The organism is Flavobacterium channae (assembly GCF_021172165.1).
Classification (GTDB): Bacteria; Bacteroidota; Bacteroidia; order Flavobacteriales; family Flavobacteriaceae; genus Flavobacterium; species Flavobacterium channae.
Map to the genome: position 1 here is coordinate 1,432,261 of NZ_CP089096.1, position 19,425 is coordinate 1,451,685.

The 19,425-nt window shown below is 31.5% G+C and carries 20 protein-coding genes and 1 pseudogene; 6 read left to right on the plus strand and 15 right to left on the minus strand.

Going from position 1 to position 19,425, the window contains the following annotated elements:
* Nucleotides 1-28: 28 nt before the first annotated feature.
* The 10 genes from LOS89_RS06610 to LOS89_RS06655 form a co-directional block, all read right to left on the minus strand.
* Nucleotides 29-520 (minus strand): c-type cytochrome, encoded by a 492-nt coding sequence (locus LOS89_RS06610; protein ID WP_231834502.1) that lies wholly within the window; start codon nt 518-520, stop codon nt 29-31.
* A gap of 225 nt (nt 521-745) precedes the next feature.
* Nucleotides 746-2,524 carry a hypothetical protein gene (locus LOS89_RS06615; RefSeq protein ID WP_231834503.1) on the minus strand — a complete coding sequence of 593 codons (1,779 nt, stop codon included), beginning with the start codon at nt 2,522-2,524 and terminating at the stop codon, nt 746-748.
* A 92-nt stretch (nt 2,525-2,616) separates the two neighbouring features.
* Nucleotides 2,617-2,856: a cytochrome C oxidase subunit IV family protein gene (locus LOS89_RS06620; RefSeq protein WP_231834504.1), complete on the minus strand. Its 240-nt coding sequence runs from the start codon at nt 2,854-2,856 to the stop codon at nt 2,617-2,619.
* 10 nt (nt 2,857-2,866) lie between these two features.
* The gene (locus LOS89_RS06625) at nt 2,867-3,436 is read right to left on the minus strand and encodes a cytochrome c oxidase subunit 3 (protein WP_231834505.1); all 570 of its coding nucleotides are present in this window, start codon (nt 3,434-3,436) and stop codon (nt 2,867-2,869) included.
* Nucleotides 3,433-4,095 carry a carbonic anhydrase gene (locus LOS89_RS06630; protein ID WP_231834506.1) on the minus strand — a complete coding sequence of 221 codons (663 nt, stop codon included), beginning with the start codon at nt 4,093-4,095 and terminating at the stop codon, nt 3,433-3,435. Before LOS89_RS06630 ends, LOS89_RS06625 begins: the two co-directional genes overlap by 4 nt.
* Before the next feature lie 11 nt (nt 4,096-4,106).
* A complete protein-coding gene (locus LOS89_RS06635) occupies nt 4,107-5,081 on the minus strand; it encodes a DUF438 domain-containing protein (protein ID WP_231834507.1) in 975 nt (324 codons plus the stop codon).
* Between the two features lies 1 nt (nt 5,082).
* The gene (locus tag LOS89_RS06640) at nt 5,083-6,849 is read right to left on the minus strand and encodes a nitric oxide reductase activation protein NorD (RefSeq protein ID WP_231834508.1); all 1,767 of its coding nucleotides are present in this window, start codon (nt 6,847-6,849) and stop codon (nt 5,083-5,085) included.
* A 10-nt stretch (nt 6,850-6,859) separates the two neighbouring features.
* Nucleotides 6,860-7,645 carry a CbbQ/NirQ/NorQ/GpvN family protein gene (locus LOS89_RS06645; protein ID WP_231834509.1) on the minus strand — a complete coding sequence of 262 codons (786 nt, stop codon included), beginning with the start codon at nt 7,643-7,645 and terminating at the stop codon, nt 6,860-6,862.
* 103 nt (nt 7,646-7,748) lie between these two features.
* Nucleotides 7,749-9,083 carry a cbb3-type cytochrome c oxidase subunit I gene (locus LOS89_RS06650; RefSeq protein WP_231834510.1) on the minus strand — a complete coding sequence of 445 codons (1,335 nt, stop codon included), beginning with the start codon at nt 9,081-9,083 and terminating at the stop codon, nt 7,749-7,751.
* A gap of 18 nt (nt 9,084-9,101) precedes the next feature.
* Nucleotides 9,102-9,536: a c-type cytochrome gene (locus tag LOS89_RS06655; protein WP_231834511.1), complete on the minus strand. Its 435-nt coding sequence runs from the start codon at nt 9,534-9,536 to the stop codon at nt 9,102-9,104.
* Between the two features lie 153 nt (nt 9,537-9,689).
* Between LOS89_RS06655 and ric the strand changes: the two genes are divergently transcribed.
* Complete coding sequence (gene ric, locus LOS89_RS06660; protein ID WP_231834512.1) at nt 9,690-10,412, plus strand: iron-sulfur cluster repair di-iron protein; 723 nt, start codon at nt 9,690-9,692, stop codon at nt 10,410-10,412.
* Nucleotides 10,413-10,533: 121 nt separating this feature from the next.
* Here the strand turns inward: ric and LOS89_RS06665 are convergent, their stop codons facing one another.
* The 5 genes and pseudogenes from LOS89_RS06665 to nirK form a co-directional block, all read right to left on the minus strand.
* Nucleotides 10,534-11,811, minus strand: a complete 1,278-nt coding sequence (locus LOS89_RS06665; RefSeq protein ID WP_231834513.1) for an alginate export family protein — start codon at nt 11,809-11,811, stop codon at nt 10,534-10,536.
* 26 nt (nt 11,812-11,837) lie between these two features.
* Nucleotides 11,838-12,431, minus strand: coding sequence for an SCO family protein (locus LOS89_RS06670; RefSeq protein WP_231834514.1), 594 nt, complete (start codon nt 12,429-12,431; stop codon nt 11,838-11,840).
* 23 nt (nt 12,432-12,454) lie between these two features.
* Nucleotides 12,455-13,225 carry a formylglycine-generating enzyme family protein gene (locus tag LOS89_RS06675; RefSeq protein WP_231834515.1) on the minus strand — a complete coding sequence of 257 codons (771 nt, stop codon included), beginning with the start codon at nt 13,223-13,225 and terminating at the stop codon, nt 12,455-12,457.
* Nucleotides 13,226-13,265: 40 nt separating this feature from the next.
* Nucleotides 13,266-13,577 (minus strand): annotated as a pseudogene (locus LOS89_RS06680) (c-type cytochrome); the annotation flags it as partial.
* A gap of 140 nt (nt 13,578-13,717) precedes the next feature.
* Nucleotides 13,718-15,187 carry a copper-containing nitrite reductase gene (nirK, locus tag LOS89_RS06685; protein WP_231834516.1) on the minus strand — a complete coding sequence of 490 codons (1,470 nt, stop codon included), beginning with the start codon at nt 15,185-15,187 and terminating at the stop codon, nt 13,718-13,720.
* Between the two features lie 213 nt (nt 15,188-15,400).
* Between nirK and LOS89_RS06690 the strand changes: the two genes are divergently transcribed.
* From LOS89_RS06690 to LOS89_RS06710, 5 genes are read left to right on the plus strand one after another with little or no spacing between them, the layout of a single operon-like run.
* Nucleotides 15,401-16,003: a TetR/AcrR family transcriptional regulator gene (locus tag LOS89_RS06690; protein WP_231834517.1), complete on the plus strand. Its 603-nt coding sequence runs from the start codon at nt 15,401-15,403 to the stop codon at nt 16,001-16,003.
* Nucleotides 15,990-17,243, plus strand: a complete 1,254-nt coding sequence (locus LOS89_RS06695; protein WP_231834518.1) for a TolC family protein — start codon at nt 15,990-15,992, stop codon at nt 17,241-17,243. The genes LOS89_RS06690 and LOS89_RS06695 overlap by 14 nt, the downstream gene beginning before the upstream one ends.
* Before the next feature lie 11 nt (nt 17,244-17,254).
* A complete protein-coding gene (locus LOS89_RS06700) occupies nt 17,255-18,136 on the plus strand; it encodes an HlyD family secretion protein (RefSeq protein ID WP_231834519.1) in 882 nt (293 codons plus the stop codon).
* Nucleotides 18,137-18,146: 10 nt separating this feature from the next.
* Nucleotides 18,147-18,515 (plus strand): cupin domain-containing protein, encoded by a 369-nt coding sequence (locus LOS89_RS06705; RefSeq protein WP_231834520.1) that lies wholly within the window; start codon nt 18,147-18,149, stop codon nt 18,513-18,515.
* A gap of 3 nt (nt 18,516-18,518) precedes the next feature.
* Entirely contained in the window at nt 18,519-19,415 is an 897-nt protein-coding gene (locus tag LOS89_RS06710; protein ID WP_231834521.1) for an ABC transporter ATP-binding protein, read from the plus strand.
* The last annotated feature ends 10 nt before the right edge of the window (nt 19,416-19,425 follow it).

Here is a 19,425-nt window from a genome sequence, read left to right on the forward strand (position 1 = left end):
TTTCACTTAACACAATTCCTCTTTTTGTTTATTTTACACCGTCATTTTTACGCATGTACTCTAAAATTCCTCTAGCTTCATCATCTGAAACACCTTGATTTGGCATACGAACTAAACAAATTTCAAGTTGTGCTTGAACTTCAGGATCTTTATCAATCATTGGATCTGGATTAGTAATAAAATTCATAATCCATTGAGGTGTTCTTCTTTCAGTAACTCCTTTCCATCCTGGACCAACTAATTTTTCATCCGTCATTTTATGACAAGAAGTACATTTTACACCTGCAACCTCCTCTCCTTTTGTTGCCATTGCTTGATCTAAAGTTGCTCCTAATTCAACAGTATCGTATTTTCCTTCACCACGTTTTGGATCATACGATGCTGGATCTGTAGTTTCTGTTGTTGCTTCTGTTGCAGCTTCACCACCACCTGGTTGATAATCATCTTCGGCAGATGCTTCTTTTTTACCACATGCTATTGCTAAAGCAAGAGATAAAACAAGTAAAATTGATTTGTTCATGATATTTTAATATTAAAATTATTACTACAAATTTCTGAAATTGAGTCTCTTAAATTTATGATTACAATCATAAAAAAGATTTTTTTGTCTTTTATTATATTGTTTTATTAAACAAAAAAAGTTGCAATCAAAACAGAAAGCAACCTTTATATTTTTACGATAAATTTTCAATACTTTATCCTTTTAAACTCACAAATAAGATTCATAAAAAATACTCAAATAGACCTAACTGAATTTCAGTGCTTTTAGTTGTAATTCAATTATTGAAAATTCTTTTTGAAAGTTTAAATTCTTTTCTTGAAACACTAATTTATAATAATCAATACCATTTAAGAGATTTAATTTAAAAGTTTCCCATTTTTTAACTTGCTGTGGAGTTTTTTCAAAAATATCGTTAATTTGTTTAAGCAAATAAGCAACATACAATTCTAATTCTTTCAAGAACATATTAGGTCTATTTTTATGATTTTCTATTTCTTTTGTTCCATATATATGTTGAATCATATCTTTTAAGAAAACCTCTTTTGAAAAATATGCCATATTAGGACCAGGACAAACCACAACTCCTTGATCTTGTCCTTTAATTGGAATTCCTAACTCAATATGACTTGCATTTGCTAATCCAACACACAAACATGATTTTTCAGTGATTGAATTATATTCTTTTGTGTAAGCTTTTAACGAAATACTATCGCGTCTTGTTTCCAATTCTTCAATTTTCTTATCCTGATGTTTTTTTGAAGCTGAACAAGTTCCTTCTTTTTTATAATCTTTACTTAGTGCTAAATATTTCTTTGGACATGAACTTCCAGCTTTTCCAGAAACTATACGTTGATTTTTATAAAAGTCATTTGTCATCCCTTTTACGGTATTGAAAGGAACTCCTAAAGGTGAAATCGTACTCAAATACAAATCTTTTTCTTTAGCATTTGCTAATAATTTTCTTGTTGCCACATCTACTGAAGTTGCTTCTGGAACTAATAAAAATGGTGAACCCCAACCTACAGCATCAACTTGGTAATGATCTAATAAAAACTGATGCTCGGTTGCAGTACCAACACCACCCTGAACTGTAATTTTTAAAACTGGTGGTTCATTTGGAACAACTTTATTTTTTGAAGTCAAAGCCTGCGTAAACAACGTATACGCAGAGTGTACTAACTCTTCTTTTTTGTTTTTAAATTCTTCTAAAATTGGACCTAATAAAAAACCGTCAGTTGCAAATGCATGTCCGCCACAATTTAATCCCGATTCAATTCGATATTCTGAAACCCAAAGTCCTTTTTTGGCTAAAAAATTTCCTTGAATTAACGCTGAACGAAAATCACTAACTTTTAAAATAATTTTTTTCTGAAATTGTCCATCTGCATTAGGATAAAAAGAATCAAAAGATTCCATATAGCTGTATAACCTAGGATTCAAACCTGCAGAAAAAATTACCGATGAATTTGTTGTGCTATTTACAAAACCTCTTAAAGCAGCATGCGCATCATTATATATTACAGGTAATTGCTCATCATTATCAAAATTATCTTTGTCAATTTTGGTCATGATATTAACATCGATACTTCCCGGAGTAAAATGATGATCTAAAATATTTTTTAACTCTATCATATTGCTTTTTCCAGAAGCAATTAAGTTTTCTAGCTTCATTTTTAATTCAGAGCTTGATGGTAAAATAGCAATAAAATCTTCTAATTGTGTACTTTTTTCAATTATTTCAGATTTGAAAGATTCAAACTTTTGAGTGACTACTTTATCTAATAAATTTAAATAATTAGTAATACGTTTTGCTCTAAAATCCTCTACTTTTTGTGTTATTTCTTCATAAGGTTGTTTGAATTTTTCAGCATAAAAAGCTGTCATTTTTTCAATTAAATCGTCATCCATTATTGAAATTACAGAATCAATACCATATTGCGCAACACGCACTGGACTATCGATTGTAAAAGCTAATCCCATTACTGGAATATGAAAAGTGTGTACGTTTTTTTGTAATGTCATGTTGTTTTTTCTTGATAAATAAATTGAAGCAAATGACGTACAATATATATAGCTAATATATGATTATTGTCATGCTTTGAAAATGTAACATTTTAAAGTAAAATCAATAGAATTATTCCTATTAAGCCACCAAAACCGAGTATTAGATATTTCCAAAAAGAGTGTGCCTTTTTTAATTCCATAAACTGAAAAGCTACTAACCAAAATTTTATTAAAGCCAAAGTTACAACTGTAGTTGCCATAATTTCAGCACTTACATTAAAAGCTAAAAAAGCAGCAATTAAAGTAAGAGCTAGCAACAAAATAAACGTGGATAAAATAGCATCTTTCATAAACTTACATTTAAAATAGTAAATACAGAACTGGAAATAATAGCAACCAAATTAAATCGCACATGTGCCAAAAACTTGCACTTGCATCAATATCTTCTAAAGAAGCATTTGCTTGTTTTTTTCGAATTGAGAAACTAATAATAATTAATATAACCAGTCCTACCAAAACATGTATAAAATGAAAACCCGTTAATAACCAATAAAATCTGAAAAATGAATTGTAATCCATGTGCAATCCTACTTCCAATTTTTCATAATATTCTACCGATTTTAAAACCAAAAAACCAAAACCTCCAACCATTGCCCAATTAAAGTATAACAACGCCTTTTTAATGTTAGACTCTTTAAAAAAATGAATACCCTTGGCTACGAAAAATCCACTAGATAAAAGTAATATTGTGTTTATTGTACCAATTGTTTTATTAAGTTTCAAGCTACTTTGATGAAATAACTCGCGCTCTTGTGAACCGTAATAAGCTAATGCTAAAATGGCCATTCCAAAAGTTAAAAGTTCTAAATAAATAATTATCCAAATTAAAATTCCACCTGGTGGATAATAAATTGATTTTGTATTGTTCATGATTGTAATAATTCTACTTTTCCTGTATGCAAATCGTAAAAGGTTCCTACTATTTTTATTTTTTTCTGGTTAACCAATTCTCTAATAATCTTACTAGAAGATAAAATATGATCAATAGTTGAAAGTACATTTAATCTTCCTGTTTCATCTGATAAATGTTCAGGTAAAGGATACGTTCTATGTTTGCTAAACGAAACTTTAATTTGATTTGTTAGTTGTGTAAGATGTCCTAAATCGACATTATCTATTGCTCCTTGAACAGCTCCACAATTTGAATGTCCTAAAACCACTAACAATTTGGTTCCCTTTACACGAACAGCATATTCCATGCTACCTAATATATTATCGTCCTCGATATTTCCTGCGACTCTAGCTACAAACAAATTACCTATTCCTTGATCAAATATAATCTCTGGAGGCACTCTCGAATCGATACAAGACAGTACAAAGGTGTGAGGATGTTGGTCTTTTTCGGAATGGTGAGCTTCGTCAATAAAATCATGATGCATCGGTACATTATTTACGTAGCGCTGGTTTCCTTCCATCAATTCTTTTAAAGCTTCATTTGCTGTTTTTGGAACATAATGATGCTCGATAGTTTCACAAGAAAAAATAAAAATGATAAAAATGCTGAATAAAATAGTACCTATAATTCTCATAATTTTCTAAATTAATTATTCCATTCTAACAATCGTTTTTCACCATTAATTTGCTTGATATCAGTGATGTCTTGAGACATCTCAATTACTCCTTTATATCTTTTTTGTGCATCTCTTACTGCAAAATAGCGGATATAAATAAGACGTTCTTTGTAATTAATCCAGAAAGAAGCTTCATTTTGATCGCCTTTTCTAAAAGCTTCTAAAATTTGTAAAACAGTATCCACACTTTTTGGCGGATGACAAAAACGAACTTCTCTACCAATGATTCCTGCACTTCTAGGAAAAACACGTTCTTCTCCCCGATTGTAGAAAATTACTTTATTGTTTTCATCTACATAAGTTAAATCAATAGGTAAGGTTTTAAACAATAAGTTTACTTGTTCAATTGTCATATAACCTTCATCATAATGTGCTGCTTTTTCATCAAAAACCACATCGGTTCTTCTTTCTGTATCTTGCGAAGGATGAATGTAATCAGTAGTTTCATTTGGAAATTTTGCTGGCGACTCGGAAAGCATCCAACCAATTTCATCTTCTCCTTTTCGCATTTTAATCCAATCTTCTTCCGACAGCATGTCTAAAGCATTAGGAAACAACACATTTTCTTCTACATCTAACAAACGATATAAACTTTGCGCTATTAAATTGGTATTATGTTTTACCGAAGTAAAATCTTGTTCTTCTAAATTTTTCCTAACAATGCGAAACATTTCTCTAATTGTGTCATGAAACGACCACATATTTCGAGATGGTCCTGTCCACCCTTTTTGTTCTAAAAATGGAAACAATTGATTTTCTTTTCTTTCAAACCTTCTTTCAACTGTAGCTAAATGATTGAAAACATTATAAAATTTTTGAAATTCTTCTTTTGGATTAATCTCTTTTAATTCTTCTAATAATTGATGAATCAAATCAGTTTCTATGAAATAAGTATGTATGGGATGTCCTTCAATTATTTTTGTTTGCTGTTCTTGTTGCGACATTTTATTGATGTTTTATTTTCTCATAAAGCTTTACTAATGATTTTAGCAAGGCTTCAGGAGAAGTTAATATTTGATAATGATTTTGCCCAAACATTTGCGGTAAATAATATTTGGCTTGCGCTTCTATGGCTAATGCATAGGAATTAATTTTACGTTCGTTTAACTCTCGTAAAGCTTGTTTGATGTCTTGAATACCGTGTTGCCCTTCATATTTATCATAATCATTTGGTTTACCATCAGATAAAACAATTATCCATTTATTTTTAACATCCAACTGATCCATTCTAGCTCCAGCATGACGCAAAGCAGGACCAATTCTGGTGTAACCATTAGGTTCTACTGCTCCGATTTTATGTTTGGCTTTATTCCAATTTTCATTGAAATCTTTCAAAGTGAGATAGGTTGTGAAATTTCTGGTTTTGGAATAAAAACCATCAATCGCAAAATCGATGTCAAATTCATGAAGAATTTCGCCAAATAAAATAGAAACTTCTTTTTCAACATCAATCACACGATTTCCAGCAGCATAACCATCGCTTGAAAGACTAATATCTAACAAAACTAAAATGGCAATGTCTTTGCTTTTTTTTCTTTGAGATAAATAAATACGTTCATCTGGCGATTTCCCAGAATGAATATCAGTATATAAATCGGTTAATGCATCTAAATCAAATGCGTCACCTTGTAATTGTCTTCGTTGTTGTTGCATTTTATTATTTACACTAGTAAGCATTTTTCGCAAACCATTTAAAGTGGTTTTATATTTTGCCATCGTGTTTTTATAATAAGTCGAATGTGTTTTAAGTTGGGTTTTGGGATAAACTTTACAGAAATCCGTTAAGTATTTTCGTTTTTTAAAATCCCACTCGTCGTATTTTAAATGAAAACCCTTTTCATCTACCTCAGCACTTTCGGCTATAGAAGTGTTTTCAACAAAATCGGCTTGATATACAGAATGTACCATATCGTCTACACGAACTGTAAATCGCATATTCATTTCTTCCAAAGCTTCTTGATGTTCTTTTAAATCGTCTTTCCCATCAAAATCTCTCCAATTTCCATTAAACTCCTCGGCAGTTTCAATTTTCTCAAAACTGTGCATTAATACATAATCTTCTTGCTGCTTTTTATCAATAGTAAGTGATTCTATTTCTTCAACAGCTTTTGTATGCAGTGTAGTTTCGGCCACTACATTATTTTTTATTTTCTTAGTATTGTCATCAAAATTATGTAACGCATTTTTGTTTTCAACTTCTGGTGTGTTTTTCATCCATTTTCCATACAACCAAGAATAATCATTGGTTTGATATTTTTTATTAATGGGTAATTTTGGCACCGCATCAAAATAAAACTCTTGCATTGATGGATAATCTTGAAACATTTTTTCCAGAACCAAAGGAGCCGTTTCTGCTGCTTTTTCTAAAGAAAGCAGTTGTGAATTGTCTTGATTGTCCCAATTCAAATTCAGTTGTTTTTGAATGCTTAAATAAACGGTTCTAAAAAAATAGAATTTTAAATTTTCTTCCTTAGTTGGAAACAGCGAACAATTAATGGGTAAGAAAAAATTTTTGTTTTTGTAACCACCTTCTCTTTCAGCAGGAAAAATTTCGATTGGAGCACCGCAAATAGCTCTTGCAAAAAGAGTTAATCTTGGTTTAATATCGGACAAGTTAATTTGACGGCTTAGAATTTCTGCATCATTCAGTCGTTTATTTTTAAAGTATTTGAGTACTTTTTTATAAATTATTTCATCTAATTCAAACCCCATTTTTGCTTCTTTAAATCATTAAATCACACAAATCGTTTAATGCTTGTATGGTTTCTTGTTCATCTGTTAAAGGCTCAACAACCGCAACATGTACTGCTAATCTTTTTGGTAAACCATTATTGATTAGCTTAGCGGCATCAACTAATAATCGAGTAGAAACGGTTTCGGTTAAACCTAATTCGGTAAGATTTCTGATTTTAGTTCCGATTGCGACTAACTTTTGAGCAATATCGTGTTGAATTCCCGTTTCGTTTACTAAAATTTCTGCTTCAATTTTTGGATTTGGATAATCGAATGAAAGAGCAACAAAACGTTGACGCGTGGAAGGTTTTAACTCTTTGAATCCTTTTTGATAACCTGGATTGAAAGAGGCTACTAGTAGAAAATCAGAATGCGCCTTAATGGTTTCACCTAATTTATCAATAAAAAGTTCCCTTCTATGATCGGTTAAAGAGTGAATGGCTACTATGACATCCGGACGTGCTTCGGCAACCTCATCTAAATATAAAATATAACCATTTTTTACAGCTATAGACAATGGACCATCAATCCAAATAGTTTCGGCACCTTTAATAATGAAACGTCCAATTAAATCGGTTGCTGAAGTTTCTTCGTGACAACTTACCGTAACTAATTTTTTGTTTAACTCATTAGCCATATATTCGATAAAACGAGACTTACCAGAACCTGTTGGCCCTTTTAACAAAAGAGGTAATTGCAGTTGATTAATTTGATTAAACACTTCTATTTCTTGACCAACTGCCTTGTAAAATATTTTTTTTTCTGTTGTTATCATAACTTTTTTGAAAAAACCGAAACCAAAAGCGAAAATGACAACTCTGAACAATTGGTTTCGGCAGGGTTAGTAATTAAACACTAATCAAAGATTAAAAACAAACCTATTCTTTTATTAGAGCTTCATCAGTAGGCTTACCATACTTAATAAACTCTAAAATATATAAAGTAATTCCTGTTGTAAATAATGTAGCACAAAGTAATAATACTACAAAGTGAATACTAATTTCGTTTTGTACGTCCATAAAATCCATTTTCATTTTACGTTCCATGTACACTTGAGCTACACCAGCAACACCAAAAGCTACGGTCATTCCAAGCATTCCAATATTTGACAACCAAAACGCCATATGACCTCTTGTACTGTCGTATAATTTTCTTCCGGTTATATTAGGCAATGCATAACTTATAATTGCTAAAACAATCATTGCGTAAGCCCCCCAGAAAGCATAATGTCCGTGCATTGCTGTTACTAATGTTCCGTGTGTATAAATATTTGTTTGAGGTAAAGTATGTGCAAATCCTAACAATCCAGCACCGATGAATGAAACGATAGATGCTCCGATTGTCCAGAACAATGCAATTTTATTTGGATGCGATTTTTCACCTTTTCTATACATATATACTGCAAATAATGCCATTGCCAAGAAAGCTAACGGTTCTAATGCAGAGAAAATTCCACCTACAATTAACCAAATTTTATTTACTCCGATATAATAATAGTGGTGACCTGTACCTAATAAACCTGATAAAAATGTCAAACCAACAATTACATATAACCATTTTTCGATTACTTCGCGATCTACTCCTGTAAGTTTTATTAGTAAATATGATAAAATACCTCCCATGATTAGTTCCCATACTCCTTCAACCCATAAGTGAACTACCCACCAACGGAAGAATGAATCGGTTACTTGACTATCGAACCAAATCATACCTGGTAAGTATAATAAGGCTGCAAAAAGTAATCCCATTGATAATACAAGCGAAGTTGTTGTTCTCCTTTCTGCTTTAAAGAGTGTTCCTAAAATTAATCCTAGAAATAACAACACATTTACGACAACTAAAAAGTCTAATTCTCTCGGAATTTCAAGGAATTTACGTCCTTCCCAAATATTAAAATGATAACCTACAATAGCCATTACACCTACAACGGCTAATGATATTAACTGAACGTAAGCCCATTTTACACTTATCAACTCCCTTTGAGCTTCTTCAGGGATAATATAATAAGCGGCTCCCATAAAACCTGTTAACAACCAAACTACTAATAAATTTGTATGAACAGCTCTTGCTGTATTAAACGGAATAAAATCGTGAAGACCATCCATTCCAATGCGGGCAAATCCCATTATAAAACCATAGATAATTTGTAATGCAAATAATAACATGCATAATCCAAAGAACCAATATGCTACTTTCTGTGATTTATATTTCATAACTCTAATTTTTTTAGATTATTTTTTATCTTTTGCTAATGGGGAAACTACTCTATCAAAACCATTTAAATCAATATTACCTATCCATTTTAAATAAGCAATCATTGCTTCTGCATCGGCATCATTCATTTCATATTTAACCATTTTTCTTCCTTTTGGTCCCCAAGGCACAGGAGATTGTAATACAGCTTTTACATAACCTTCTCCTCTTCTTTCTATAACCTTAGTAAGTTCTGGAGCATAATAGCCTCCTTCTCCTAGTATGGTATGACAACCCATACAATTATTCGATTCCCAGATTTCCTTTCCTCGAATAACTTTTGCATCAATCTTATCATGATAAGTTTGATCATTTTTAGGCATGAACGAGTAAATAGTTAAGCCAATAAAGACTAAAAAGGTTACTACGGTTCCACCTAAAAAAAATGCTCGTGCTTGTGATTTTGATAACATATTTTAGATATTAGTTAGAATTATAAAGGACCATTTTATCCTTTAATTAAACACAAAATAACTACCAAAAAAAAACATGCGTTATGATTCAAATCATACTATAGAAATTAAATTAAGGATAAATTTGTCTTTTATTGTAAATAATACATTATTATGGTAATAGATTCAAACAAAACAGTGGGAAACATAGTAGCAGATGATTATAGAACTGCAGGTGTTTTCAGTCAATTAGGTATCGATTTTTGTTGTAAAGGAAACCGAACAATCGATGAAGTATGTGCAAAAAAAGGCATTGATAAATATGTGCTTTTAGACGAACTAGAACGTGTTACGGCAAACAACAACAATCAAGGAATCGATTTTAAATCTTGGGAATTAGATTTACTTATTGATTATATAGAAAAAAAACATCATCGATATGTAGAAGAAAAAATTCCTCAATTGTTATCTTTCTTAAACAAAATAGAACAAGTGCATGGCGTACAACACCCAGAACTATTCGAAATTAAAAAATTATTCAAAAGAAGTGCAGATGAACTAACTCAACACATGAAAAAAGAAGAGTTAATTCTGTTTCCATTTATAAAAAAAATGGTTGAAGCCAATAGAAATAATGAATCTCTAAATAATCCTGGGTTTGGTTCTGTAACTAATCCTATAGCCATGATGATGGAAGAACATGAAAATGAAGGTGAACGCTTTGAAAAAATTGTTGAGCTTTCAAACAATTACACAGCTCCATCAAATGCTTGTAATACTTATAAAGTAACCTATCAAATGTTACAAGAATTTGAAGCGGATTTACATGCGCACATTCATTTAGAAAATAATATTTTGTTTCCAAGTGCCATTGTTTTACAAGATAAGTTTTATTAGTTAATTAGGTTCTTTAAACGGAGTCGTTTTGCTAAACAGAGCGACTCTTTTTAAAGTAAAAGGACTGCTAAAATAATTAGCAGTCCTTTTTTAATTAAAAATAACCCCATTTATAATTAATCTATTTTTTGTAAGTAAACAATTGTGGATGAAATGACACCATTACCCATGCCCAATTGTTGCAATTGTTATTATTTCCACCTTTTAATATTTCCATTGTATCGCTGGCAAACATTTTGGAAACACCACCTGTAATCACAAAGTTTTTATCTAATTTATAAGTTGCTGTTAAATCGATTTCTGTACCTAAATAACTATCTTGTTCTTCTAAAGTCGTCATGTTGTAAACCGATGCAGCGCTGTAAAAAAGGTGTGGCGATAACGTAACTTGCCATTTATTTTTATCGTAAATGAATTTGGTGTACAAATCTTGTAATCCAACCGAATTTTTATGATTTCCAACATAGAAATAATCCATTAAACCATTAAATCCGTGATTGGTTCCAAATAAAGGTGTGAATGATTTTACTTTAGTATCGGTATCATTTTGATCTTTTCCAGATAAATATTCGAAACCTAATTCGGCTTTGAAATGATTGGTGAATTTATATCCCAAATTAAATCCCGCATAATACGCACCAACATCAACTTTATCATTAGTTACAGCAGCTTCACCCACTTGAGCATACAAACCGAAATCACCATAAAATTTTGAAGTGTCCCATTTTCCATAAGTTCCGATGGTTTGCAAATAGGCAACTTGAAATTTATTTTCTACTAAATTTTCATATTGATAACCATTATTCAATGCTAAAAAGCTCAAACTAAGTTTAGAAAATTTTTGGTTGAACCAAATGAACTGCATGTTTTTATAGTTTGTCACATAACCCGATTCGTACAAAACTTCATTGTTATTATTTAACGCTGCTCCGAAATCCAATTGGTAGCCATTTTTCTTGTTTGTAACCAAAACAGCATCGTGGCTTTGACCTTGTTGCAACCAATCGATTCCACCCATAATTCTTTGATTATCATAAGAAAGCACTTGTCGTCCAAATTTTGCTGTCCAATTCGTATTGAAATCATACGAAATCCAAGATTCGAATAACGCTACTCCGTTTTTATCCGATGGAGAAGTTGTAGCCACATCGCCCCAAACTCTAACGTTTTGAAATGATAAATTGGCTTTCAATTTTTCTTGTTTGTAGAAGAAATTCATTCTTGAACGTTGGGAAACAAACGAAGTGGGATAAAAATCATCTTTCATTAATTCTTTGAAACCATTTCGGTATTCAAATCGAGGTCGTATTTGTAGGTTGACTTCTAACTCTTGGGCAAAAGAACCTACAGTTGAAATTGCAAAAGCAACTGCAACTAGCATTTTATTTTGAAGTTTCATGTTTTATTGATTTTTTGGGGAAGCCACTACTCTATTTTAGCCGCTTCTTCTTTGATTTTTGAAACCGTTTTGTCGTAACTAACTCCTAAGCCTTCTTGTTGGAATGCCAATTCGCCTTCCGCATTAAATACACTGATGATATTGGAATGTGAGAAATCTATCGGAGATATTTTTTTATAATTTACGGCTAGAACTGCAGCGAATTCTCTGGTATTTTCTTCATTTGAACGCAAGAAAACCCATTGATCTCCAGTCATTTTATTTTCGATAGAGAAATCTTTTAATCGTTTTGGAGTATCCACCGTTGGATCAATACTTACTAAAACCAATTGGACTTTATCCTTGTATTCTTCAGGAATTCGCTCTTCAATGTGACGCATATCTGCGACTAATCTTGGACAAGCGGCTTTACATGAAGTGTAAATCATCACCATAACAAGAACTTTTCCTCTTAATTCTTTCAATTCAATATCTTTTCCGTCTTGATTGGTCCATTTTTCAGGTAAGTTATAAATTGATAAATCGGTGATGGGTTTATCTTTTATATCTTGTTTTTCTTCTTTTGTATTACATCCGATTAATAAAAGGGAAGCAATTACGAATAAAATTATCTTTTTCATAACTCAATTTTTTAATTGAAAACTCAATTAGCGATGTTTTTGGCACATCGGAAACCTAAATTTTTTGTCGTATAGTTTGCTTTTATACTGCCTCTGAAAGCGTAGCGCATAAAAGCGGCATAATTCATTAAATCGGTGGCGTTGACAGAACCACTTCCGCAGAACAAATCTTTATCGGTATCTTTATCTTTTCTGGATTCTCCTGATAAAAAGATACTGTTGAAATCGAAAGTCCATTCCCAAACTAATCCGTGCATATCGTAAACGCCCCAGTAATTCTTGAATGTTTTCCCTACAGAATTGTTGTAGGTTTTGTTTTTTTCGTACCAACTCAAGATATATTTATTGAATTCTTCTCTAGTTCTGGCGTCTTTTCGTTTTTCATCTGCCATAGCTACATATTCCCATTCATCTAAAGTGGCTAATCTTTTACCTTGACATTCGCAGTATTCTTTTGCAGCAAACCATGAAATATTGGTAACTGGCGCATTAGCATTTAATGGTCCAAAACTTAAATCGCCAGTCCATTCTGATAAATATGTTGTATTAGCAAAAAGGCGTTTGATTTTTGATTTTCTGTAATTCGGATTTTTTTTCAAAAATTCTAAATATTCCTGATTCGTTACCGGATACACATCCAACAAAAAGGATTTTATGTACACTGGTTTTTTATCTGTTGTTCCATATAACGGAACATAACTCCCTGCTCCAATGGTTACCATATCTTTGGGTACCTGAGAAAAAGAAATGGAAACCCAAAATAATAAAATTAGGCAGTAGTGAAATCGTTTCATAAATTGAGCTCCCATTCTTCAGTTTGTTTATTGTTTATACTTATTTTTTACCTCTTTGTGCTTTTACCATAGCTGGAGTAACTTTTGTATTGTTATTTCCCCAACTGCTGTAAACATAAGTCAGTACGTCAGCCACTTGTTGGTCGTTTAATCCTTGACTAGTCATCGCACTATTGTATTTTTTACCATTTACAGTTACAGGTCCGCTTAATCCGTTTAGTACCACTTTAATGGCTCTGTTTACATCTTTATTTAAGTAATCGGATTTAGCTAAAGGAGGAAATGCATTTGGAATTCCCTGTCCGTTTGCCTGATGGCATGCGATACATGTTTTGCTATAAATTGCTTTTCCTTTATTTACATCCTGAAATGCAACTACTTCAGATGTCTTGGTGGTTGGCAATTTAAAACTGATTAAAGTTCCGGTTACGATAAGTGCAATGACACTCAATACTATTTTTTTCATTTTTGTTAACTATATTTATTTGATTATTATTCGTGCATATCTTTTACTTTAGGCGCTGGTTTTGCTCTTTGTGTTTTAACCATTTCAGGGGTTACTTTGGTTTTGTTGTTACCCCAACTGTTATACACATAAGTTAAAACATCTGAAATTTCTTGATCCGTAAGGTTTTGACTTGTCATTACAGAATTGTATTTTTTACCATTTACAGTGATTTCACCACTTAATCCGTGAAGAACTGCATTAACTGCTCTATTTGAATCTGCGTTTAAGAAATCAGATTTTGCTAATGGAGGGAAAGCCCCCGGAATACCTTGACCTTCTGATTGGTGACAAGCAAAACAAGTTCTTCCATAAATATTTTTACCATCGGCTATTTGTTGGTCTAACGTTTTATTTACCACTACTTCTTTACCATTACCCGTTTTTGGCATGTTTTGGATGGTTCCACCTTCTGGGTGATAAATTCCTTCTTGGGTTGTACCTGAATAAATTTTAGCATTCTCAGCACCTTCAACTTTTAACATCCCTAAAGCACCTTTATTGAACGCTCTGAAAATGGAGTGATCCACTAGAATGAAAGTTCCTGGAACGTCTACTTTGAACTCTACAATTGCAGAACCTCCAGCAGGAATTAATGTTGTTTGAACATTTTTATTAATCATGTCTCCACCTTCAATGTGTACTTTGTCGAAAATCTCTCCAATAACGTGGAAGGAAGAAACTAAATTCGGTCCACCGTTACCCATGTAAATTCTAACGGTTTCACCCACTTTAGCGGTTAACGCTTTGTCACCAGTTAAAGCACCAACTTTCCCATTAAAAACTACATAATCAGGATGTTCATCTACGGCTTTTGTCATATCGAAAGGTTGTATTCCAGGTTCTCCATTTTTTCCTTTGGTATAAAAATCACCTTGCATTACATAGTATTCTTTATCTACTGGAGGTAAACCACCTTCTGGTTCTACCAAAATTAATCCGTACATTCCGTTTGCAATGTGCATCCCTACAGGAGCTGTAGCACAGTGGTACACATATAATCCTGGATTGATACATTTGAAATTAAAAGTTTTTTCATGTCCTGGTGCTACTAAAGAAGAAGCAGCTCCACCACCTGGACCTGTAACGGCGTGTAAATCGATGTTGTGAGGCAATTTGTTGTCTGGGTGATTTTTCAAAGTAAATTGTACTTCATCACCTACTCTAGTTCTAATAAAACTTCCTGGTACACTACCACCAAAAGTCCAGTAAACATATTTAACACCGTCGGCCATTTCACCTTCGATTTCTTTAATTTCCATGTTTACGATTAATTTTTTTGCTGGACGATCTCCAACAGGCTTTGGCACAAAAGGAGGAGATGTTAATTCTGCAGTCATTTCTTCACCAACTGAAATATTAGCATAGTCGGTTTTAGAGTTGCTGTTTTGTTTACATGAAATACTTGCTGCACAAGCTACACATAATACTAAAACTTTTTTAATAAAATTACTCATGGTAGAAAAATTAGTTTTTTAATATTGGTTTAAATAATAGTTTTATTCCTATCATTTTATAGGTCAAAATTAAAGGACAAAAACATCCTTTAATATGATAAAAATCATATTTCAAAAAAAAGTTAAAAAAATATTAAAATGATTTATAAATAGTTTAACTGAAAATAAAAAAGTAACTTTGTTAACCGTTTGGTTAATCTAAAAAGTTAATTTATGTCAACTGAAGAAAAAATATTCGAAGCCGCTTTTAAAGTTTTTCAAAGAAAGGGATTTAATGGTGCAAGAATGCAAGAAATTGCAGATGAAGCAGAAATAAATAAGGCGATGCTTCATTATTTCTTTCGAAGTAAAGAAAAATTATTTGAAGCTGTATTTTTAAATGCTTTTGGAAAATTGGCTCCTCAAATCAATCAAATATTTAATTCCGAAGATTCAGTTTTTATTAAAATTGAGAAATTTACTCAAAGCTACATCAATTTTGTACTTGAATATCCATTTTTACCGCAATTCATTGTTCAAGAAATGAATAATAATAGTGAATTTGTGTCTAATTTTTTAAAGGTTGAGAATCGACCTAATCCCATAAAACTGATCGCGCAAATTGAGAAAGAAATTGAATTAGGAATAATAAAACCAATTCATCCTAAACAATTATTATTAGATATTTTCTCCATGACAATTTTCTCATTTGCAGCGCAAGGTTTAGTAAAAGGCATGTTACAGTTAACAGAAGAAGAATTTAAATCATTAATGATTGAACGTAAAAAACATATAAGTAATCAAATAATTATGGCAATTAAAAATGATGAAGTATAAAATAGTAATAATAAGTTTTTTTCTTTTCCAACTAGTTACTGCGCAAGAGCAGTTAACATTGGAAGAATGCTATCAATTAGTTGAAACTAACTATCCATTAGCCATGCAAAATTTAATTTTAGCAAATCAGCTTGAAGTTCAAACAGAAGCTTTTAATAAAGATAAATTACCAAAAGTCTCATTAAATGCTCAAGCAACATATCAATCGGAAGTTACCCGAGTTCCTTTTTCATTACCTAACGCTACAATTGAACCACTAAATAAAGACCAATATCGCGCTACTTTAGATATAAATCAATTAATCTATAATGGAAATGTTATAAAAGCGCAAACCAATTTAAAAACAGCTCAAACCAAAACGCAACAGCAACAAGTAAAAGTTTCTTTGTACCAATTAAAAAATCTTGTAAATCAGTATTATTTTGGAATTTTATTGTTGCAAAAAAAGCAAGAATTAGTAACGACAAAAAAAGTATTACTTCTCGAGAAAATTAAAGAAATTCAAGCAGCAGTTAAATTTGGTGCTGTTTTGCCTTCATCGGAACAAGTGATTCAAGCTGAAATTATTAAAATCGATCAGCAATCGAGCGATATTCGTTACGAAAAATTAAAACTCTTCAATCATCTAAATAAATTAACTGATGCAAACTTTAATGAAGATATAGAATTAGTAGAAAGCATAACTACATTAAATATTGAAGGAAATCGTCCTGAATACGAATTATTTGAATTGCAAAATCAACAAATAGATGCGAATAAAAGCCTTATTTCTAAAAGTAATGCTCCAAAAATAAATGCTTTTGCACAAGGTGGTTATGGAAATCCAGCTTTAAATATGTTAAACAATTCATTTGAAACGTTCTACATGGCTGGAGTTCGATTAAACTGGACATTATTCGATTGGAATAAAACCAAAAAAGAAAAAGAAGCTTTAGAAATTTCGAAACAACTTATCGAAACCGAAAAAGAAACTTTTGAAATTAACCTAAATAGACAATTACAAGAAATGAATTTTGAAATGGAGCGAATTGAAAAACAATTAGTTAGCGACAATGAGATTATCCAATTGCGAGAAAAAATTGTTCGTTCTGCTGAAGCACAAATGAAAAATGGTGTTATTACTTCATCAGATTATTTGAATGAAGTTACTCAACTTTTTGAAGCTAAAATCAACGAACAAACACATAAAGTTCAATTAGAATTGGCAAAAGCGAATTATCAAATCATAAAAGGAAATTAAATCAACATAAAATGAAGACATTCATAAAAATAATTCTTGTTTCAATAGTATTGTCTAGTTGTAATAAAAACAACGAAAATGCCGATGCTTATGGAAATTTTGAAACTACCGAAGTTACCGTCTCATCTGAAGCAAATGGTAAAATTGAATTTTTGAATATTGAAGAAGGAAATGAAATCAAAAAAGGAGAAATTGTTGCCTTAATCGACACGCTTCAATTACATTTTAATAAAGAACAACTTAAAGCTTCTATAGCAACAGTTCAATCTAAATCGGCTTCTGTTTTATCGCAAATTTCTGTTTTAAACGAACAATTAAAAACCGCTAAAATTGAACAAAATAGAATTTTAAACATGTTCAACGAAAATGCAGCAACAAAAAGACAAGTTGATGAAATTGAAGGCAAAGTTAATGTAATAAACAAGCAAATAAATAGTGTTCAAACGCAAAATGCTCCTATTTTAAATGAAGTCAAATCAATTGAAGTACAAATTGCAAAATTGGAAGACCAAATAAAAAAATCACAAGTTATTAATCCTATTGACGGAACGGTTTTAACCAAATATGCAGAAGCTTCAGAAATTACCGCTTTTGGAAAACCACTTTATAAAATTGCCAATCTTAATGAAATGGAACTTCAAGTATATTTTTCAGAAACACAGTTGCCACAAATAAAAATTGGACAGCATGTAAAAGTTGTTATCGATTCTAATGATAGTACAAAATCCTACAACGGAATAATTTCTTGGATAAGTTCGCAAGCCGAGTTTACACCAAAAGTAATTCAAACCAAAGAAGAAAGAACCAATTTAGTTTACGCTGTAAAAGTAAAAGTAAAAAACGACGGAAGTTTAAAAATAGGAATGCCAGCCGAGGTTTGGCTTAATAACTAAATAGATTAAAATGAAAAAAATAGTATTTATCGCAATGTTGTCTATTGCAATTGGATGTAAATCCACAAAAACAAATTCAAAATCAACAACCATGAACTTAAAAAGCTTACATACAGAACAAAAAGCTGTGCAAACGCATCTTTTATTTCAACCAACTGATGCTAAAGTAATTTCATTGCAAATTGCTAAAAACGAACAATTAAAGGAACACATCACAAAAGTTCCTGCTTTGTTAGTATGTGTTTCTGGCAAAGCAACATATAACGATGAAAAGGGAACTTCTGTCACATTACAATCAGGTGATTATTTCAATATTCCTGTAAATGTAAAACATTGGGTAGATGCACATGAAAAAAGTAATTTTTTATTGATAAAATAATTTATGAGTATTTCGGTTCAAAATATTTCCAAAAGTTACAAAGAGGTCCAGGCGTTACAAAACATTAGTTTTGAAGTAAATGAAGGGGAACTCTTTGGATTAATTGGTCCCGATGGAGCAGGTAAAACAACCCTTTTTAGATTACTCACTACTTTACTTGTTCCCAATGAAGGAAATGCATCAGTTGCCGAATATGACATTATTAAAAACTTAAAAGAAATTCGAAACTCGGTAGGTTATATGCCGGGTAAGTTTTCTTTATATCAAGATTTGACAATAGCCGAAAATTTAGAATTTTTTGCAACTATTTTTGGTACGACAATCGAAGAAAATTACGATTTAATCGAAGATATTTACGTTCAAATTGAACCTTTTAAAAATAGAAGAGCTGGTGCATTATCAGGCGGAATGAAACAAAAATTGGCATTATGTTGTGCCTTGATTCATAAGCCTAAAGTTTTGTTTTTAGACGAACCTACAACTGGAGTTGATCCTGTTTCAAGAAAAGAATTTTGGGAAATGCTCAAGCGATTAAAACAAAAAGGAATCACAATTTTAGTATCAACTCCTTATATGGACGAAGCTGCTCTATGTGATAGAATTGCTTTAATTCAAGAAGGAAAAATATTAAAAATAGATTCGCCTGAAAACATTGTGAATTCGTATCAAAAAGTAATTTACGAAGTAAAATCAGATACGATGTATCAATTAATTGAAGATTTAAAGGCGTTTCCTTCAAGTTATAGTGTGTATGCTTTTGGTGAATTTGTTCATTATACTGATAAAGGTAATTTATTTCAAATTGAAAACTTAATGAGTTATTTAACCGAAAAAGGACATCAAAATATTTCAATCCAAAAAGCAAAAACCACTATTGAAGATGTTTTTATGGATTTATAAAAGGAACAGA

Coding starts and splice junctions, on each gene's coding strand:
- LOS89_RS06665 (WP_231834513.1), bottom strand. CDS start 11,811: ATGAAACTTCAAAATAAAATGCTAGTTGCAGTTGCTTTTGCAATTTCA.
- LOS89_RS06655 (WP_231834511.1), bottom strand. CDS start 9,536: ATGTTATCAAAATCACAAGCACGAGCATTTTTTTTAGGTGGAACCGTA.
- LOS89_RS06645 (WP_231834509.1), bottom strand. CDS start 7,645: ATGATAACAACAGAAAAAAAAATATTTTACAAGGCAGTTGGTCAAGAA.
- LOS89_RS06625 (WP_231834505.1), bottom strand. CDS start 3,436: ATGAACAATACAAAATCAATTTATTATCCACCAGGTGGAATTTTAATT.
- LOS89_RS06635 (WP_231834507.1), bottom strand. CDS start 5,081: ATGTCGCAACAAGAACAGCAAACAAAAATAATTGAAGGACATCCCATA.
- LOS89_RS06700 (WP_231834519.1), top strand. CDS start 17,255: ATGAAGACATTCATAAAAATAATTCTTGTTTCAATAGTATTGTCTAGT.
- LOS89_RS06615 (WP_231834503.1), bottom strand. CDS start 2,524: ATGACATTACAAAAAAACGTACACACTTTTCATATTCCAGTAATGGGA.
- LOS89_RS06710 (WP_231834521.1), top strand. CDS start 18,519: ATGAGTATTTCGGTTCAAAATATTTCCAAAAGTTACAAAGAGGTCCAG.
- LOS89_RS06630 (WP_231834506.1), bottom strand. CDS start 4,095: ATGAGAATTATAGGTACTATTTTATTCAGCATTTTTATCATTTTTATT.
- LOS89_RS06690 (WP_231834517.1), top strand. CDS start 15,401: ATGTCAACTGAAGAAAAAATATTCGAAGCCGCTTTTAAAGTTTTTCAA.
- LOS89_RS06705 (WP_231834520.1), top strand. CDS start 18,147: ATGAAAAAAATAGTATTTATCGCAATGTTGTCTATTGCAATTGGATGT.
- LOS89_RS06650 (WP_231834510.1), bottom strand. CDS start 9,083: ATGAAATATAAATCACAGAAAGTAGCATATTGGTTCTTTGGATTATGC.
- LOS89_RS06620 (WP_231834504.1), bottom strand. CDS start 2,856: ATGAAAGATGCTATTTTATCCACGTTTATTTTGTTGCTAGCTCTTACT.
- LOS89_RS06675 (WP_231834515.1), bottom strand. CDS start 13,225: ATGAAACGATTTCACTACTGCCTAATTTTATTATTTTGGGTTTCCATT.
- LOS89_RS06670 (WP_231834514.1), bottom strand. CDS start 12,431: ATGAAAAAGATAATTTTATTCGTAATTGCTTCCCTTTTATTAATCGGA.
- LOS89_RS06695 (WP_231834518.1), top strand. CDS start 15,990: ATGATGAAGTATAAAATAGTAATAATAAGTTTTTTTCTTTTCCAACTA.
- ric (WP_231834512.1), top strand. CDS start 9,690: ATGGTAATAGATTCAAACAAAACAGTGGGAAACATAGTAGCAGATGAT.
- nirK (WP_231834516.1), bottom strand. CDS start 15,187: ATGAGTAATTTTATTAAAAAAGTTTTAGTATTATGTGTAGCTTGTGCA.
- LOS89_RS06640 (WP_231834508.1), bottom strand. CDS start 6,849: ATGGGGTTTGAATTAGATGAAATAATTTATAAAAAAGTACTCAAATAC.
- LOS89_RS06610 (WP_231834502.1), bottom strand. CDS start 520: ATGAACAAATCAATTTTACTTGTTTTATCTCTTGCTTTAGCAATAGCA.